Origin of the sequence: Pseudomonas sp. B14-6 (assembly GCF_013260315.1) — a bacterium.
Taxonomy (GTDB): Bacteria; Pseudomonadota; Gammaproteobacteria; order Pseudomonadales; family Pseudomonadaceae; genus Aquipseudomonas; species Aquipseudomonas mandelii.
Genome location: NZ_CP053929.1, coordinates 4,419,488 through 4,436,016 on the forward strand (window position 1 = coordinate 4,419,488; position 16,529 = coordinate 4,436,016).

Consider the following 16,529-nt stretch of genomic DNA (forward strand, 5'->3'; position numbering starts at 1 on the left):
CCTCAGGCGAACTCGCACGTCACGCTGGCGCCACCGTCGAGCGTCGCGTGGACACGCTTGAGGCTTTCACCGGTGGCCATCGCATCGAGCAAACGGTCGGCCACCAGCGGCAGAACGTGCAAGTCGAGCAAGTGGTCGATCAAACGCGCACCGCTGTCGCTTTGGGTGCAACGTTCGGCCAGGTGATCGACGAGGTCTTGCGAGTAGGTGAAATCCAGCTGGCGACGATTCAGGCGCTCGCCCAGACGATCGAGTTTGATCTCGATCAGCTCGCGCAGCACCGGGCCACCGACCGGGTAGTAAGGCACCACGCGCATCCGCGCCAGCAGCGCCGGTTTGAAGTGTTTGCTGAGCACCGGGCGGATGGTTTCTTCAAGCACTTCGGCACTCGGTCGTGCGCCGTTTTCGCAGAGCTCGCTGATGCGGTCGCTGCCCAGGTTCGAGGTCATCAGGATCAACGTGTTGCGGAAGTCGATCTCGCGCCCTTCGCCGTCGTTGGCCACGCCTTTGTCGAAGATTTGGTAGAACAGGTTCAGCACGTCCGGGTCGGCCTTCTCGACTTCATCGAGCAACACGACCGAGTACGGTTTCTGGCGCACGGCTTCGGTGAGCATGCCGCCCTCGCCATAACCGACGTAGCCCGGCGGTGCGCCGATCAGGCGCGAGACCGTGTGTTTCTCCTGGAACTCGGACATGTTGATGGTGGTGATGAAACGATCACCGCCGTACAGCAAGTCGGCCAGGGCCAGCGCGGTTTCGGTCTTGCCGACGCCGCTCGGGCCGACCAGCAGGAACACGCCAACCGGGGCGTCTGGTTTGTTCAGGCCGGCAGCGGTGGCGCGCATCGAGCGGTCCAGCGCGTGAACGGCTTGTTCCTGACCACGAATGCGGGTGCGCAAATCGGTGGCGAAGCTCGCGACTTTGGCGTTGTGCTCGCGGGCCAGTTGCGCCAATGGCACGCCGGTCCAGGCGCTGATCACTTCGGCGACCAGACGCGGGCACACTTCGAAGCTCACCAGACGTTCTTTGACCTGCAGCTCGGTCAGGGCTTTGTGAGTGTCGTTGAGCGCGGCTTCCAGGGTTTCGACGCTGTGTGCCTCGTCCACCGGCAGCGTTTCGATCACGGTGCCTTCGGCGTCTTCTTCAACCGTGACGGTTGGCTCGACGGCTGCTGCTTCACGGGCCTTGGCCAGTTGCTGACGCAGATCCAGCAAGCGTTCGGCCAATTCTTTCTGTTCGGTCCACAGGGTTTCCAGTGCGACCATTTCCTCTTCGGCGGCGGCCAGGCGATCTTCCAACGCGTCCAGCGCTTCGTGATCGATCAGCAAACCGGCCTCGGCATCACGGCGCAGGGCCTGACGCTGACGGCCACCTTCAGCCAGTTCACCACGCAGGCGTTCGAGGCTTTCCGGGGCGGCGGCGAGGCTGATGCGCACACGGGCGCAAGCGGTGTCGAGGACGTCGACGGCTTTGTCCGGCAGCTGACGGCCCGCGAGGTAACGTGCCGACAATTCCGCCGCCGCCACCACCGCGTCATCGCGCAGGTAGATGCCGTGGCTCTTCTCGTACACCTGAGCAAGACCACGAAGGATGGTCACCGCTTCGCTGACGGTCGGTTCGTGCAGTTGCACCGGCTGGAAGCGACGGGCCAGGGCCGGGTCTTTTTCGAAGTATTTTTTGTACTCCGCCCAGGTGGTGGCGGCGATGGTGCGCAACTCGCCTCGGGCCAGGGCTGGCTTGAGCAGGTTGGCTGCGTCGGAACCGCCGGCATTGCCTCCCGCGCCGATCAGCGTGTGCGCTTCGTCGATGAACAGAATGATCGGTTTCGGCGAGGCTTTGACTTCGTCGATCACGCCTTTGAGGCGACGTTCAAATTCACCTTTGACGCTGGCGCCGGCCTGCAACAGGCCCATGTCCAACGACAGCAACTCCACGCCTTTCAACACTTGCGGCACTTCACCAGCCGCGATGCGCGAGGCCAGGCCTTCGACAATGGCGGTTTTACCGACACCGGCTTCACCGACCACGATCGGGTTGTTTTTGCGGCGGCGGGCGAGGATGTCGACCATTTGGCGAATCGCGCCATCGCGGCACAGCACCGGGTCGAGTTTGCCGTCGCGGGCTTGTTGAGTGAGGTTGTGCGTGAAGCGCTCCAGCAGCGATTCGCCCGGCACGGCAGGCTTACCGGTGGCCGGTTGTTCTTTCTGCGACAGGGCGAATTCTTTCAGGCGTTCGATGTTCAGCTTGGCCAGCAACGACTGGTAGCGGCTGCCGGCGTAGCGCATCGGGTTGCGCAGCAGCGCGAGGATCAACGCGGCTTGCTCGACCTGGCTCTGGCCCAGTTCAAGGTTGGCCACCAGCAACGCGTCTTGCAGCCACTGCACCAGTTCCGGGGCGAACACCGGGTTGCGCGAAGCGCTGTGCTCGACCCGCGATTGCAACGCGGCGCTCAGTTCGCCGGCATCCACTTCGGCGTCTTGCAGCGCGCGTGCGAGCAGGCCTTGCGGGCGCTCCAGCAGGCCGAGCAGCAAGTCTTCGACGAGGATTTTGCTGCCGCCACGGGCGACGCAACGTTCGGCCGAACTTTCCAGGTCACGACGGGTTTCGGCGTCCAGCGCCTGGATAAGTTGTTGCAGGTCTACGTTGATCATGGGTCATCTGTCCTTAATGAATTTTGCTGCCCAGGGTAACCACGCCGTCCGCTTTTTCGCGGCCCAGCCAACTGGTCCATCCCAGGCGACAGGCGTTTTGCTCACCGATGCGCAGTTCGCGGATTTCTTCCTGGCGCAGCACCAGGCGAATGTCGTAATCGAGCGGGTCACGCAGGGTGAACCGCACCAGCGCGCACAGCGGCTGGTAGCCGAAACCGATCGGCAGGAATTCGTGGAAGCGCTGCCAGTCGAGCTCGCGGATGTGGATGCGGAATTTTCCGCTGCGGTCGCGCACGTGCTCGCCCAGCACCAGGTCTTCGCCAAGCAGGCTGTTGGCGCGGCCCAGACGATTGCGCTGCTCGTCGAGAATCTCCACGCGACGCTCGATGCACTGCTCGATGGTCAGTTCAGCGTGCTTGAAGTAGTAACGCAGCACCGCTTCGATCAGCGCCGCCGAGTGCGCCCGCAAACTGAGCAAACCGAGGTACGGCAGCAGACGTTTCCAGTTCAGTTCCTGGGCCTTGCGGATCTCTTCGCCGCCAAGGCCGATCAGGGCAAAAAGCTGGGAAGAAAACGGATCGAGCGCGCCGCTCTCGAAACTGGCGCGGTAGCGGTACTTGCGCCAGATCGGCAGCATCAGCCGTTGCAGGCGATGGTGGAACAGGTCGAGGAAGTTGCGGGTCGGGTTGCCGTCTTCGCTGTCGCCCAGGGCCTGTTCACCGTAGAACGCCGGCAGTGGCGAGCCGGAACCGACCAGGCCGATCAGGTTGAAACGCAGGCGCGCGCGCATCTGCCCGTGCTCGTGGAAAAACTCCACGCGATCGACGTCGCTGCCAGGGAAACCCAGGCTCGGGTTGGCCTGGAATTCGAGCTGATCGTACAGATCGTCCTGGCTCAGGTGCGGGTGGGCCTCGCGCAGCCGGTCAACCACCAGCAGCACGGCCTGAAACAGCGAGTACTCGCGTATTCCTCGGGTCAGCCCGCTTAAAGAAGCGGCTGAAGGCCCATACGTGGTGTCCATTGGTACACCTCTCCCTGTGTGCTTTTTACTCGCAGCTCGTGGTACGAATTGAGACTGGCGTAAAGCGCGAAAAACTCGTTAAGAACCGAGGCGAAAACGAACAGGTCGCCCTCGCCGATATACCCTTCCGGGTCGATGGTCAGTTCGGTGCGCAACCCGCGAACCGGTAACCCTCGGTGCAACCGGTCGACGTGTTTGTGCTTGATCGACTTGAGCCCGCCGAGCAGGCGTTTGCTGACTTTTTCAGCGTGTTGGTCGTAGTAGCGCGGCAGGTCGTAGGTTTCCAGAATCACCTTCAACGCGTTGACGTCGGCCAGCGACAGGTAGTTGAGCGACATGTTGCTGATCAGCTTCCAGAGAAAGTCGCGGTTCAGCGGCGGCGCGTAACTGGGTGTGGCCGGGGTGATGTTGCGGAAGCTCAGGAACTCCGGCGTGTCTTCGCAGGCCATGCTGATGTCGCCGAGCTTGAGCTTTTTGGGCAGGTTCTGGTTGGTGCACATCAGCTCGATCGACAGGGTTTCGTGGGCTTCGGTGTGGCGGATGCCGAAGCTCAAATAAGTGTCGAGGCCGTCGTGCAACAGCGACGAACGCTGGCGGATGCTGTAATGCGGACGGCTGTTGGGCACGTCGAAACTCGGGTCGTGCTCGAACGATTCGAACGGCACGTATTCCTGATACCCGAGGCCACCGGGCTTCCATCCCGTGACCGTTTCCACCGAGAACACGCCGCAGTTTTGCAAATCGAATTCGGCGGGCAGCAGCAGGTATTCGTCTTGCTTGCCGTCGAGGCGAATCGGCAAGGCGTCGTGCTTGAACAGGTTGACGATCGGCGTGCAATAAAGCTTCACGTTGTCCAGGGTCGGACGCATGCGCATGATGCCGCTCTTGCGAATGTCGAAGCGCAATTCGAGGCCGCGCATTTGCTTGAGCGTGTCTTCCGGCAATGCCTTGAGCATGTCGAGACCGTTGACGTCGACGAACAGGAATTTGTCCTGGAAAGCGAAGTATTCCTGCAAGTAGCGATAGCCACGGAAGGTATTCAGCGGATACGGGATCAACGCTTCTTCTTCGGCGAAACCCACCGGCTGCACGCGGTCGCCGGGCATCTTGAACGCCATCGGCATGCCGTTGACGCCGTTGATGGGCTTGCCGGCGCCGTCCAGCGGGATCAGCTCGATGCCTTCCAGATTGCGCAGCAGGCTGAGGTAGAGCATCTGGCTGATGTAACGCTCGCCGGCGAAGTGCAGGCGCAGGCGGCTCAGCTCCAATTCACCGAGATGACCGTCAGCGCTCATCTCCAGACGCAGGCTCAACAGCGAGCCGTCGCCCTTCACCGAGTAATTCAGCGCAGCCAGATCCAGCGGCAAGACTTCGGTCGGGTAGCACGTGCGGAAACGGCAACGCACGTCGTCGATTGGCACACTCTCGACTGGCGTGTCGCGCTCGACCATCAACGCAGGACCCGAACGCTTCAACGGATCGAACTGCAAAATGCTGAACGCCGGCAACGGCCGCATGTAGTTCGGCCACAGCAAGTGCATCAGGGAATGGCTGAGTTCTGGCAGTTCGTCATCGAGCTTCTGGCGCAGGCGCCCGGTCAGGAACGCGAAGCCCTCAAGCAACCGCTCCACGTCCGGATCTCGCCCGGCCTGGCCAAGGAAAGGCGCCAATGCCGGGCTACGCTCGGCGAATCGACGACCTAACTGGCGAAGTGCGGTGAGTTCGCTTTGGTAGTAGTGGTTAAAGGACACGGGGTACCTTCCTGGTGGTGGATCTCATGAAAAAACTGTCCTGTAGAGCGCGACTGTCAGACCGGAAACCACGTAGCCCGCAATGAGGAGGTACGGTAAAAAAGCCAGCCAGCCAAACATCATCGGGAACCCGGCAAGGCTCCCCAAAAGCACATGGGCCAACCCATAAATCACCCACGGGACAGCGTAAAAAGGGATGAAGGTCAGTGGTGCGCGCCACACGCTTTTCAAAATCTGCTGTTCGGTTTTTCCGTTCAGTGCTCGCATTGCCCACAGGGCAAATGCGATGTAGGCCGGGATTCCGAATGAGAGAACGTAGATCAACAGCATTTGTTGCCAGTCCAGAACCGCCGCGTATTCGTCGCCCTGCTCGGCCAGTGTCAAAGCCAACATCACCAGGAGCGGAGACCAGAGCGCTACTCTGAAAAAATTTGGATTAGCGCAGCATTCGCTTTTTCGAATGTTCTGCGCCGAATCGTTAGTAAATTTCACTGAACACCCAGTGATTGAAACTGTAAAGAGCAACAACACCTACAACGGAGGAAACCAAGAACGAAAAGCCATCGTGCGAGCGTTTATATTTGAAGAAATTCATTAGCGCTCTTACAAAATAGTAAAAAGAAAACGCCATCATCGGAATATAAAAAAACATACAAAAAACAAATAAGCCTCCGTAGACATCAACCCCAGCTATTGACCACTTAGTTTTCGGATCAGTGCACGACATCAACAGAAAAACCGCGGAGGTCAAAAAATAAAAATAGTTGATCATTTTAAGAATTTTCGACACGACCAAATCTTTCGAATGCAGCAGCTCAAGCGCAATCTTTGGAATGGGGTTAGTTTCATAACTAATCACGACATCGGCCCATCTGAAAAAAACTTCGGAAGCACGAACAACACCAGCAAACCGATTATCCAAAGCACGAGCAAATAATAGTTACCGGGCATTCTGCAGGCCATCCACCCCTTAACCACTCCATAACCAATAGCGAACTGTAATAGCAAGAACGAGATAATTCCCAGCGGAACGGAAAGCAAATAACTATAAGGCTCCGCAAACCCGAACCGGATAACCGCATAAATTTCGAACAATGCAAACGGTGCGATCAAAGCGTTGGCGATGATGATCATTGCTCTGACTGTTTTTGCGCTACCCATCAACGCAAGCCCTGTGCATAGAGGAACTTTGCCAGCTCTAGTCGGCGCTGCTCACCTGAAGGACCGTCAATACCGTAGTAAAAATGTCCCACACCTTCTTTACGCTCGCTGGACTCGGTCATCTGCGAGCCGAGCAAAGGAGCATGCTCAGCCAAGTCAAAAAATGACATGCCTGCATGAATAGGGTCGCCATGCTCCTTCAAGTCAAGAATGACTACATGCTCGATCAGGGATTGCTGCCTAACTTCCCCAAGCATTTCTTCAGAAATTGGAGAACCTATCAGTACAAGATAATCAACGGCCTGCCCTTTATCTGCGTAAAAAAGAGCAGATTGGGCGGCTACCAGCGATCCAAAGGAATAACCAATAAGATTAAATTGCCCTCCGGTTGGAAAAGATCGGCTAACGCCTAACGACTTCAGACTCCAGTCCGCCTCAACGCTATACGGTCCAGTGTCCGACATGCCGTTAATTTTCTTAAGCCTGTAACGGTGCTTATTGACGCCAGCAACAGCATCAGCATATTGACCCTCAGTATTACGCCCTACTACTGCGCCACTAATACCCACCATACGCAGTGACTTAATCTGGTCATCAATATACCCACCGGTCATCCCAGCACCACCGAGATAAACAGTCAGACCTTCTTCCAGAACGATATGTTTCGGTGTCCTGTCCGCAGTAGCAGTACTGCTGGTCGAAGCAACCTTTTTAAATATCCCTGTTGATGTTTCCAACACGTCTGTCGTCATTTGCATCAATCCTCTGATGCAACGTAGATATCGACTTTTTCCGCACTCGCGTGCCGCGTCACTCGATGAGTCAAACCTGTATCACTAGTAACGCCTTCTTCTTGAAGACCATTTTCTCGGACCAAGAGATATCGACGGTTTGCCATAGGCGCTCCGCTTTTGTCAGTCAGGACAAATTGCTCATCAAAACCAGGCAGAATCAAAGGCAACGGCGCCACAAACGGCACCGGCGAATGCGAATTGCCGATAATCACCGTCCCGGAACCAGCCGTAACCTTGTTGCCATGGGTCCCGACGGAATCCACCGTCGCAGCCGGTTTGCCGTTGATCAAAACCGTCGTCGCCAATCCGCCCGACATCGCACCACCACACGCCGAGGCATCGCCTTGGCGGGCGGCCGCGAGGCCGTCGAAGAAGACGTCGCCGGAACCGGCGGCGATCGGGTTGGTGCCGTGGCCGGGGAGCGGGCAAGCGGTGGGGTCGGATACGCGTGCTGCTGGTTTGCCGGACATACGAATCTCCTTAGTTGACCTTGACTTGACCGCTGCCATCCAGGCGCGCGGCGAAACTGACCTGGCGCTTGAAACCATCAACTTCCAGCAAGCCTTCGATGCTGAAGGACAGGCGAAGCTGATCGTGATCACGCGGCAGGGAGATGACACGCACATTGCTCAGGCGTGGCTCGTAGGCTTCGATGAAATTTTCGATGGCCAGACGGGCCTGACTCAGGGAGTCGTGCAGGCTCAGACGCATGTCATTGAGATCGGGTAGCCCGTAATCGGACAGCGTTTGCACGCTGCCCGCACGGGTGCTGAGCATCTTGGCCAGATGGGCAGCCACGGACGCCATGGCGGAGACCTCGCGGCTCCAGCCGACGCGTTTGTCCGCGTCGCCACCCAGGCGTTCGAAAAGGCTGCCGTATCCAGTCATGACTCAGGCTCCTCTTACTCTTTGTCCAGCTTGCCAACCAGCGACAGGGTGAAATCGGCACCCATGTACTTGAAGTGCGGGCGCACGTTCAGGCTGACGCGGTACCAGCCAGGCTCGCCTTCGACATCGCTGACGATGATCTGGGCTGCACGCAGTGGACGACGGCCACGGACTTCGGCGCTTGGGTTTTCCTGGTCGGCCACGTACTGGCGGATCCACTTGTTGAGTTCCAGCTCGAGGTCGGTACGTTCTTTCCACGAACCGAGTTGCTCGCGCTGCAGCACTTTCAAGTAGTGAGCCAGGCGGTTGACGATCATCATGTACGGCAGTTGGGTGCCGAGCTTGTAGTTCAGCTCTGCGGCCTTGCCTTCTGCGCTGATGCCGAAGAACTTCGGCTTCTGCACCGAGCTCGCGGAGAAGAACGCCGCGTTGTCGGAGCCTTTGCGCATGGTCAGGGAGATGAAGCCTTCCTCGGCCAGTTCGTATTCACGACGGTCGCTAACCAATACTTCCGTAGGAATCTTGGTTTCGATTTCGCCCATGCTTTCGAAGTGGTGCAACGGCAGGTCTTCAACCGCGCCACCGCTCTGCGGGCCGATGATGTTCGGGCACCAGCGGAATTTGGCGAAGCTGTCGGTCAGCTTGGTGCCGAACGCGTAGGCGGTGTTGCCCCACAGGTAGTGTTCGTGGCTGTTGGCGACGGTTTCTTTGTACACGAACGATTTGACCGGGTTTTCTTCCGGGTCGTACGGGTTACGCAGCAGGAAACGCGGCACGGTCAGGCCAACGTAACGGGAGTCTTCCGACTGGCGGAAGCTCTGCCATTTGGCGAATTGCGGGCCTTCGAAGTGATCTTTCAGATCCTTGAGGTCCGGCAGGCCGGTGAAGCTTTCCAGACCGAAGAATTTCGGGCCGGCAGCCGCAATGAACGGCGCGTGGGACATGCAGGCAACGCTGGACACGTACTGCATCAGTTTCACGTCCGGCGAGCTTGGGGACATGAAGTAGTTGGCGATGATCGCGCCCACAGGCTGACCACCGAACTGACCGTATTCAGCGGTGTAGATGTGCTTGTACAGGCCCGACTGCATCACTTCCGGCGAATCGTCGAAATCGTCCAGCAGGTCTTCTTTGGAGACGTTGAGGATTTCAATCTTGATGTTTTCGCGGAAGTTGGTGCGGTCGACCAGCAACTGCAGGCCACGCCACGACGATTCCAGGGACTGGAAGTCAGGGTGGTGCAGGATTTCGTCCATCTGGCGGCTGAGCTTGGCATCGATCTCGGCGATCATGCGGTCAACCATGGCTTTCTTGACCGGCTCACCGTTGTTCTGCGGCTTGAGCAGCTCTTCGATGAAGGCCGACACACCGCGCTTGGCGATGTCGTAGGCTTCGTCGTCCGGCGTCAGGCGGGTTTCGGCGATGATGCTGTCGAGAATGCTGTATTCGCCACTCTCTTTGTTCTTTTGCTGTGCTGCGCTAGTGCTCATGGTGTTGGCTTCCTTAGGCTGATGGAGACTCAGGCGTCCTGGGCTGCGGCGTTCAGGCCCAGCTCACCCAGTACGCGACCGCGGGATTCGTCGTCGGCGAGAACGCCTTCGATGGCTTTGCGGAACGCAGGCGCGTTACCCAGTGGGCCTTTGAGGGCCACCAGCGCGTCGCGCAGTTCCATCAGTTTTTTCAGCTCAGGCACTTGCTCGACCAGCGAGGCCGGGTTGAAGTCCTTCATCGAATTGACGCGCAGTTTCACGGCCAGTTCTTCAGTGTCACCTTCTTCCTGAAGACGGTTCGGTACGCTCAGTGTCAGGCTCAGCTCTTGCTTGGCCAGCACTTCGTCAAACGTCATTTTGTCGATGCTGATCGGCTTGCGATCTTCGACTTTGCGTTCGTCCTTGCGGTGGGTGTAGTCACCGATTGCCAGTAGTTTCAACGGCAGTTCGATCTCTTCCTGTGCACCACCGGTGGCAGGTTTGAAGGTGACGTTGATGCGTTCCTTGGGGGCTACCGAGCCTTCTTTGGCCATGGCTTTTCTCCTTGCGGTTGTGGCCCTGGGGCCTATTCGAGTACCACTTCGAGATCGAGGTGGCACAGCCTGCGATAAATCTCTTCCTTGCGTTCACGTACGGCATGGTTCTGCGGCAACAACTCGCAGCAGCTATGCAGTAAATGCAGCACTTCCAGCGCAAGATCGGGCTCCCAGGCGTTCAGGCCTGAGTCCTGTAATGTTTGGTCGAGTGTTTCGAGTTGGGTCTTGGCCAGTTCGTATTTCTTGGCCATGAAGCACAGCCGCGCGAGGGCGAACTGCCAGAAAAACCGGACGCGTCCGCCCTGGGCGCTTTGCAGCCCCTGCTTGAGGATCTGCACGGCGGCCTTGAGGCCGTCCTTGCGCAGGATCGGCAGGACTTCTTCGAGGGCCACTTCCCAGGCTGGCTGGCTGTCGGCGACTTCAACCTTGCGCGGCGCACTGGCGCTTTGCAGGTGCGGCATGACGTTGGCGCTGATCCAGGCGCGGGTGGCCGGATCGGCGAACGGCGCGCCGTCGTGGAAACGCAATTCGATGATGCCGGGCAGGCGCTGAATCAAAAGCGCGAAGTGGATTTCCACTTCGCGCATTGCCATCTCGGCGTTCAGGCCCTGGAGGCACTCCCAGACCATTCGCTGGCCATCGAACCAGAACGGCGCCTTCGCCAGGCTCGCCTCCAGTTCCACCAGCAAGTCGGCGTATTTGGCTTGATCGTAGCGGTCCTGATAGGCCTTGAGCTTGTCGGCGGGCAAGCCGCGCAACACGGTGATTTGCTCGGCGTTACGCTCGGGCACCGCGTCGATGGGCAGCCACAGCAGCGTGCGATTGAGGCGCAGGGCGCGCAGATCAGTGGCTTTCTGCTTGAGCCACCAGGCACACAACGGACGGGCACTTTCCTGCTGGGCGCGCAGGGCCTTGTGGGCTTCTTTTTCGTTGTCGATCGGTGCGCCGGGGGTGAACAGCTGCGTCGCGGCCTGTTTGACCTGGGCCACTGCGGCGCCAACCACGCCGGGTTCCGGCTGGTTGTCGGCGGCGCGTTGCACCATGTTTTTCAGACGGCGGGAGATCGGCAGCAGCAGCGGCGCATCGTCACCCAAATGCTCGGTGCAGGCGGCATCGAGGCCTTCCAGATGTTCGACCAGCCGCCGGAACATCGGCAACTGCTCTTTGATCGCGACGTTCTCGGTCAGCACCTGCTCAAGGCGCGGCACCAGCCAACTGATTGCGGCGGAGCGAGTGCGGGCCTTGTTCGGGTGAAGGTCAGCCCAGTGGTTCTCGCACAGGTGGTGCAGCAACCCGAGGCCAGCCAGCAAGCCCTGGAACGATTCGCGCTGGTACAAGGCCCACGTCAGCCAAGCGCCGACCCGCAAATCCTTGGACTGGGTGCGCAGCAGGTTTTCGCTGTTTTCGCGGATTTTCAGCCAGTCGATCTGACCGCTTTCGTGCATGGACGAGGCTTTCGCCAGCTCGCTTTCCAGTGCCTCATATTCGCTGGAAAAGCGAACGTCCTCGCCCGCGAAATTCTCTTTGGAAACAGAGGCTTTTGCGAGTTCGAGGTAATGAGCGGAAAGTTTGCTTGAGTAGGACATCCATGGCCTTTAATTAGGATTACGGTCGAACGCCAATTGCAGTTGCAGCGGCGCGGGACAGTATCAAAGAGCTGCGATGAGTCTCATCCAATTGAGTTCGTGCTCTTTCAAGTGCGCGCATCGTACTCACGATGATGGCCACTAGCAAGCATCCGATTAAACAACAAGACGAAGTGCGCTTTATTGCGTGTAAGAGGTTTCCCTATATGAGACAGGGGATTCCCCGATGCCGATTTAATATTCACGCTCTTACGGCAACCCCTGAAAGCACTGAGCCAGAGCGCCCCGAGAGGGATGCGCCGATTTGTTGGCAACATTTTCCCCTCATAGACGTAGAGCATGCCAACAATAAAAGACAATGAATGTAGGAATCGTCCGAAAGGTTGTGGTCATCATGGAAAAGAATGAGGCGCGACAACGGAGACGCAGAAAAGTGCCATCGCCATGATGGCACTTAATATATCGGGGGATATCAGTGAAGGACTTGAAACAGCGAACAAGTGAGCATTAGTTTTCCAGAGTGTATTAATCAGTCCATCCCGGCATATATACACATTGGAACAGCGCCTATAAAAAATGGGCATCCGAATTAATCGGTATGCCCATTTTTCAATACGGTTCTCCCCATTATTCAGGGAGTTCGCCGCAATTACGGATTAACGCTGTCTTTCAACGATTTGCCTGGCTTGAACGCGACAGTATTGCTGGCCTTGATTTTGACAGGTTCACCGGTTTGCGGGTTTTTGCCGGTGCGGGCACCGCGGTGGCGTTGCAGGAAGGTACCGAAGCCCACCAGCGTGACGCTGTCTTTGCGGTGCAGAGCGCCGGTGATTTCTTCGAGAACGGCGTTGAGAACGCGGTTGGCCTGCTCTTTGGTGAGATCTGCTTTTTCAGCGATTGCAGCGGCGAGTTCTGGTTTACGCATTAGTGAAGCCCCTTTGACGGTTTTTTGTTGTTATGTCCGTGCTGTTCTCGTTGGAACAGCGCCCAAAGCGCCGCAGGTGCTCTACTCTGCGGCAGACGGGAGTGAGAATGGCACGCACGGAAGAGCCGCGCCAGTCTCGGCGCGACCTTTGTAGGGGCAAAAGCGGGGTGATTCCGACAGAACGACCGGTATTTACGCCAGCAGTGCCGGAAGCTCTTTGTTCAGGGCCAGTTTTTCCATCACCGCCGCGCCTGTCAGGGCATAACCGAGCAGTTTTCCGCTGGCATCGCGGCATAAAGCTTTGATGTCCGCGCCCTGCCCTTCAACGGTCCAGACACCCTCGGCACCCCGTGGTGGTGGCGAAACCACCAACGGACAGACCGGGGTTTTCACGGTGATTGGCATCGGGCCATAACTCACGGCGGTGGGGTTGCCGGCGAGGGTTTGCGCCAGCGCTCTCGCACAGCTCATCAGGGGCATGACGTACAACAGATTCAGCCCATCGACCTCGGCGCAGTCGCCCAGCGCGTAGATATTGGCGTGGGAGGTTTTCAGGTGGCGATCGACCATCACGCCGCGATTGACCTGCACACCGGCCGCAGCCGCCAGATCGATACGCGGACGCAGGCCGATGGCCGAGACCACCACGTCGCAAGCAATCACCTGACCATCGGACAGATGCGCTTCCACGCCGTCTGCGACGTGCTGCAAGCGGTTGAGCACCGGCCCCAGGTGGAAACGCGCCCCCAGGCTTTCCAGCCCGGCCTGCACCGCAGCAGCCGCCGCCGGGTGCAGCAGGGTCGGCATGACTTGCTCGCACGGTGCAACCAGTTGCACCTCGTAGCCGCCGAGGATCAGGTCATTGGCAAACTCGCAACCGATCAGGCCGACGCCTAGCAGCAACACCCGGTGTTTGCCTGCCGCTGCGGCGCGAAAGCGGGCGTAATCTTCCAAGTCGTTGATCGGGAACACCACATCCGCCGCATCGCCTTCGATGGGCACCCGCACGGTTTCCGCGCCCCAGGCCAGGATCAAGTCGCGATAAATGACCGCTTCCTCACCGATCCACAGGCGCTTGTGGCCTGGATCGATGCCACTGATGCGCGTGTGGGTGCGCACTTCGGCCCTCAATTGCTCGGCCATGGCACCCGGCTCGGCCATGCTCAGGCCGTCAGCGTCTTTGTTTTTGCCAAAACCGGTGGAGAGCATCGGTTTGGAGTAGGAGCGTCCGTCATCGGCGGTAATCAGCAGCAACGGGGTTTCGCTATCGAGTTTGCGAAACTCCCGGGCCAGGTTGTAACCAGCCAGCCCGGTGCCGACGATCACGACAGGTGCGTTCATTCCTTACTCCTCTGGTGTTTTGTTAGTTGATTTCGATCATTTCGAAATCCATCTTGCCGACGCCGCAGTCCGGGCACAGCCAATCTTCCGGCACGTCCTGCCACAGCGTGCCCGCCGCAATGCCGTCGTCCGGCCAGCCCTCGGCCTCGTTATAAATCAGGCCGCAGACCACACATTGCCACTTTTTCATTCAGGTACTTCCTCAGGATTCAGGCTTATTGCCGGCGCGAACGGTCGATGGTTGGAGCGCTGCCGTCCGGCTCAGGGGCGTTTTGTACTGATCGGGCCCGGCAGATGCAAGCGCGTTCCGCGCAACGGCGGCCCCGATCAATCAAAATCGCTGGCTGACATGGTAAGCTCGCCGCCTCATTTGCTGCCAATAATGACTCACTGTGCCGCACTCAAAATCCCCCTCCGCTACCCCGCTGTGGCTCCCTCAAAGCCAACTGACGCCCCTCCCCGACACGTCTACCCTCGACTGGCTGTTCGACGAAGGCTCCCTGACCCGACGCCTGATCCGCTTGTCGAATGACGGCTTCAGCGTCACGCCGTTGTTTGAAGGCTGGCAAACGCTGCGCGCCGACGAATGTGCAGCGCTGGAGTTGGAGGAAGGCAGTGAAGGCTGGGTGCGCGAGGTGTATTTGCGGGGGCACGGCGAAGCCTGGGTGTTTGCCCGTAGCGTGGCGGCGCGCAGCGCCTTGCAGGGCGACGGCTTGCACATGGATGAACTGGGTAGCCGCTCGTTGGGTGAGTTGCTGTTTTGCGATCAGGCGTTCCAGCGTCGCGCCATCGAGGTTTGTCACTATCCTCAGGAATGGCTGCCGCTGGCGTCCCGGGCCTCCGATCTGTGGGGCCGTCGTTCGCGGTTCGACCGTGGCGCCTTGAGCGTGCTGGTGGCTGAAATTTTCCTGCCGACCTTGTGGCTCGCCGCCCGCGCCCACCCGGAGAACTGCTGATGTACCAGAGCCTGCTCAAGTCCCTGAACCGCTTGAACCCTCGGGCCTGGGACTTCATTCAGCTGACGCGCATGGACAAGCCGATCGGCATCTATCTGCTGCTGTGGCCGACCCTGTGGGCGCTGTGGATTGCCGGCAAAGGCTCGCCCTCCCTGGCCAACATTGTGATTTTCGTCCTCGGCGTGGTCCTGACCCGTGCGGGCGGTTGCGTGATCAACGACTGGGCGGATCGCAAGGTCGACGGCCACGTGAAGCGCACCGAGCAGCGCCCTTTGGTCAGCGGCAAGATCAGCTCCAAAGAAGCCCTGGTGTTCTTCGCGGTGCTGATGGGCGTGAGTTTCCTGCTGGTGCTGTGCACCAATGCGGCCACGGTCTGGTTGTCGTTCGGCGGTTTGGCGCTGGCCTTCAGCTACCCGTTCATGAAGCGCTACACCTATTACCCGCAAGTGGTACTGGGCGCGGCGTTCTCTTGGGGCATGCCGATGGCGTTCACCGCCGAAACCGGCGAGCTGCCGGCAGCGGCATGGTTGCTGTGGATCGCCAACCTGCTGTGGACCGTGGGCTACGACACTTACTACGCGATGACCGACCGCGACGACGACTTGAAGATTGGCGTGAAATCCACCGCCATTCTGTTCGGCGATGCGGATCGGGTGATCATTTTGACGTTGCAAGGCTTGGCGCTGGGGTGTCTGTTGCTGGCAGGATCGAAATTCGAGCTCGGGGGCTGGTTCCACTTGGGATTGCTGGCGGCGGCGGGCTGTTTCGCGTGGGAATTCTGGTACACCCGCGGCAAGGACCGGATGCGTTGCTTCAAGGCGTTTTTGCACAACCACTGGGCCGGGTTGGCGATTTTTGTCGGGATTGTGCTGGATTACGCCACTCGCTGACCGCCCAAGCCGTTGCCGACGCTATGTGTCGGCAACGGCTACAGGCGTTGAGTCGTCTATTTTTGCGACTCGTGAACAACGTGCCAGACGTCTTTCATTTTGTCGCCCACCATGTCGCCGGGTTTTTTGTCCTTCACGAACGTGTAAAGAGGTTTACCGTCGTAGGCATATTGGCTCGTGCCGTCATCGCGCTTGATGACGCTCCACTTGCCTGCGGCCGTGGCACCCGCCGGTGCCATCATGGGTGGCCAGTTTTTGGCGCAATCGTCATTACACATCGACTTGCCGCCGCTGTCCTTGTCAAACGTGTACAAGGTCATGCCCTTGTGGTCGACCATCATCCCGTCCTTCATCATCGCCGGGTCGGCGGCGAAGGCCATGGTCGGCAGCGTTAGAGCTGCAGTCACTAACAATGCCTTCCAGGATTGAGCAATATGATTCATGGAAACCTTCCTTTTGTGGTTGTCAGGATTCGGACTTAGAGCTTAGTTCAGGATCATGACCACCGCCGACCTGCTAAATTGCTGTCACACGACTGC

General features: G+C 58.8%; 17 protein-coding genes. 2 read left to right on the forward strand and 15 right to left on the reverse strand.

Features of this window, described 5'->3' with window-relative positions; translation table 11 throughout:
* Positions 1–2: 2 nt before the first annotated feature.
* From tssH to HP062_RS20360, 14 genes are all read right to left on the reverse strand, one after another.
* Positions 3–2,651, reverse strand: a complete 2,649-nt coding sequence (gene tssH / locus HP062_RS20295; protein WP_010465273.1) for a type VI secretion system ATPase TssH — start codon at positions 2,649–2,651, stop codon at positions 3–5.
* A gap of 13 nt (positions 2,652–2,664) precedes the next feature.
* Positions 2,665–3,672, reverse strand: a complete 1,008-nt coding sequence (gene tssG / locus HP062_RS20300) for a type VI secretion system baseplate subunit TssG (RefSeq protein ID WP_010465275.1) — start codon at positions 3,670–3,672, stop codon at positions 2,665–2,667.
* Positions 3,636–5,423, reverse strand: coding sequence for a type VI secretion system baseplate subunit TssF (gene tssF / locus HP062_RS20305; RefSeq protein WP_010465276.1), 1,788 nt, complete (start codon positions 5,421–5,423; stop codon positions 3,636–3,638). The genes tssG and tssF overlap by 37 nt, the downstream gene beginning before the upstream one ends.
* 24 nt (positions 5,424–5,447) lie before the next feature.
* Positions 5,448–5,915, reverse strand: coding sequence for a hypothetical protein (locus HP062_RS20310; protein WP_256665854.1), 468 nt, complete (start codon positions 5,913–5,915; stop codon positions 5,448–5,450).
* A 363-nt stretch (positions 5,916–6,278) separates the two neighbouring features.
* A complete protein-coding gene (locus HP062_RS20315; protein ID WP_256665855.1) occupies positions 6,279–6,557 on the reverse strand; it encodes a hypothetical protein in 279 nt (92 codons plus the stop codon).
* Positions 6,558–6,583: 26 nt separating this feature from the next.
* Complete coding sequence (locus HP062_RS20320) at positions 6,584–7,336, reverse strand: hypothetical protein (protein ID WP_172791938.1); 753 nt, start codon at positions 7,334–7,336, stop codon at positions 6,584–6,586.
* A 5-nt stretch (positions 7,337–7,341) separates the two neighbouring features.
* Complete coding sequence (locus tag HP062_RS20325; RefSeq protein WP_010465287.1) at positions 7,342–7,848, reverse strand: PAAR domain-containing protein; 507 nt, start codon at positions 7,846–7,848, stop codon at positions 7,342–7,344.
* A gap of 10 nt (positions 7,849–7,858) precedes the next feature.
* Entirely contained in the window at positions 7,859–8,266 is a 408-nt protein-coding gene (gene tssE / locus HP062_RS20330) for a type VI secretion system baseplate subunit TssE (RefSeq protein WP_008150080.1), read from the reverse strand.
* 14 nt (positions 8,267–8,280) lie between these two features.
* Complete coding sequence (gene tssC, locus HP062_RS20335) at positions 8,281–9,756, reverse strand: type VI secretion system contractile sheath large subunit (protein ID WP_010465290.1); 1,476 nt, start codon at positions 9,754–9,756, stop codon at positions 8,281–8,283.
* A 29-nt stretch (positions 9,757–9,785) separates the two neighbouring features.
* Complete coding sequence (tssB, locus tag HP062_RS20340; protein ID WP_010465292.1) at positions 9,786–10,289, reverse strand: type VI secretion system contractile sheath small subunit; 504 nt, start codon at positions 10,287–10,289, stop codon at positions 9,786–9,788.
* A 32-nt stretch (positions 10,290–10,321) separates the two neighbouring features.
* Positions 10,322–11,878 (reverse strand): type VI secretion system protein TssA, encoded by a 1,557-nt coding sequence (gene tssA / locus HP062_RS20345; RefSeq protein ID WP_102594561.1) that lies wholly within the window; start codon positions 11,876–11,878, stop codon positions 10,322–10,324.
* Between the two features lie 649 nt (positions 11,879–12,527).
* Positions 12,528–12,803, reverse strand: coding sequence for an HU family DNA-binding protein (locus HP062_RS20350; protein WP_003213368.1), 276 nt, complete (start codon positions 12,801–12,803; stop codon positions 12,528–12,530).
* A gap of 192 nt (positions 12,804–12,995) precedes the next feature.
* A complete protein-coding gene (locus tag HP062_RS20355; protein ID WP_010465297.1) occupies positions 12,996–14,144 on the reverse strand; it encodes an NAD(P)/FAD-dependent oxidoreductase in 1,149 nt (382 codons plus the stop codon).
* A gap of 22 nt (positions 14,145–14,166) precedes the next feature.
* Complete coding sequence (locus HP062_RS20360; protein ID WP_010465298.1) at positions 14,167–14,334, reverse strand: rubredoxin; 168 nt, start codon at positions 14,332–14,334, stop codon at positions 14,167–14,169.
* Positions 14,335–14,536: 202 nt separating this feature from the next.
* Between HP062_RS20360 and HP062_RS20365 the strand changes: the two genes are divergently transcribed.
* Together HP062_RS20365 and ubiA are read left to right on the forward strand one after the other, a co-directional pair.
* Complete coding sequence (locus HP062_RS20365) at positions 14,537–15,100, forward strand: chorismate lyase (protein WP_172791939.1); 564 nt, start codon at positions 14,537–14,539, stop codon at positions 15,098–15,100.
* Positions 15,100–15,990, forward strand: a complete 891-nt coding sequence (ubiA, locus tag HP062_RS20370) for a 4-hydroxybenzoate octaprenyltransferase (RefSeq protein WP_010465303.1) — start codon at positions 15,100–15,102, stop codon at positions 15,988–15,990. Before HP062_RS20365 ends, ubiA begins: the two co-directional genes overlap by 1 nt.
* Positions 15,991–16,046: 56 nt before the next feature.
* Here ubiA and HP062_RS20375 read toward each other — a convergent pair whose 3' ends face one another.
* Positions 16,047–16,433, reverse strand: a complete 387-nt coding sequence (locus HP062_RS20375) for a hypothetical protein (RefSeq protein ID WP_145306524.1) — start codon at positions 16,431–16,433, stop codon at positions 16,047–16,049.
* Between the last annotated feature and the right edge of the window lie 96 nt (positions 16,434–16,529).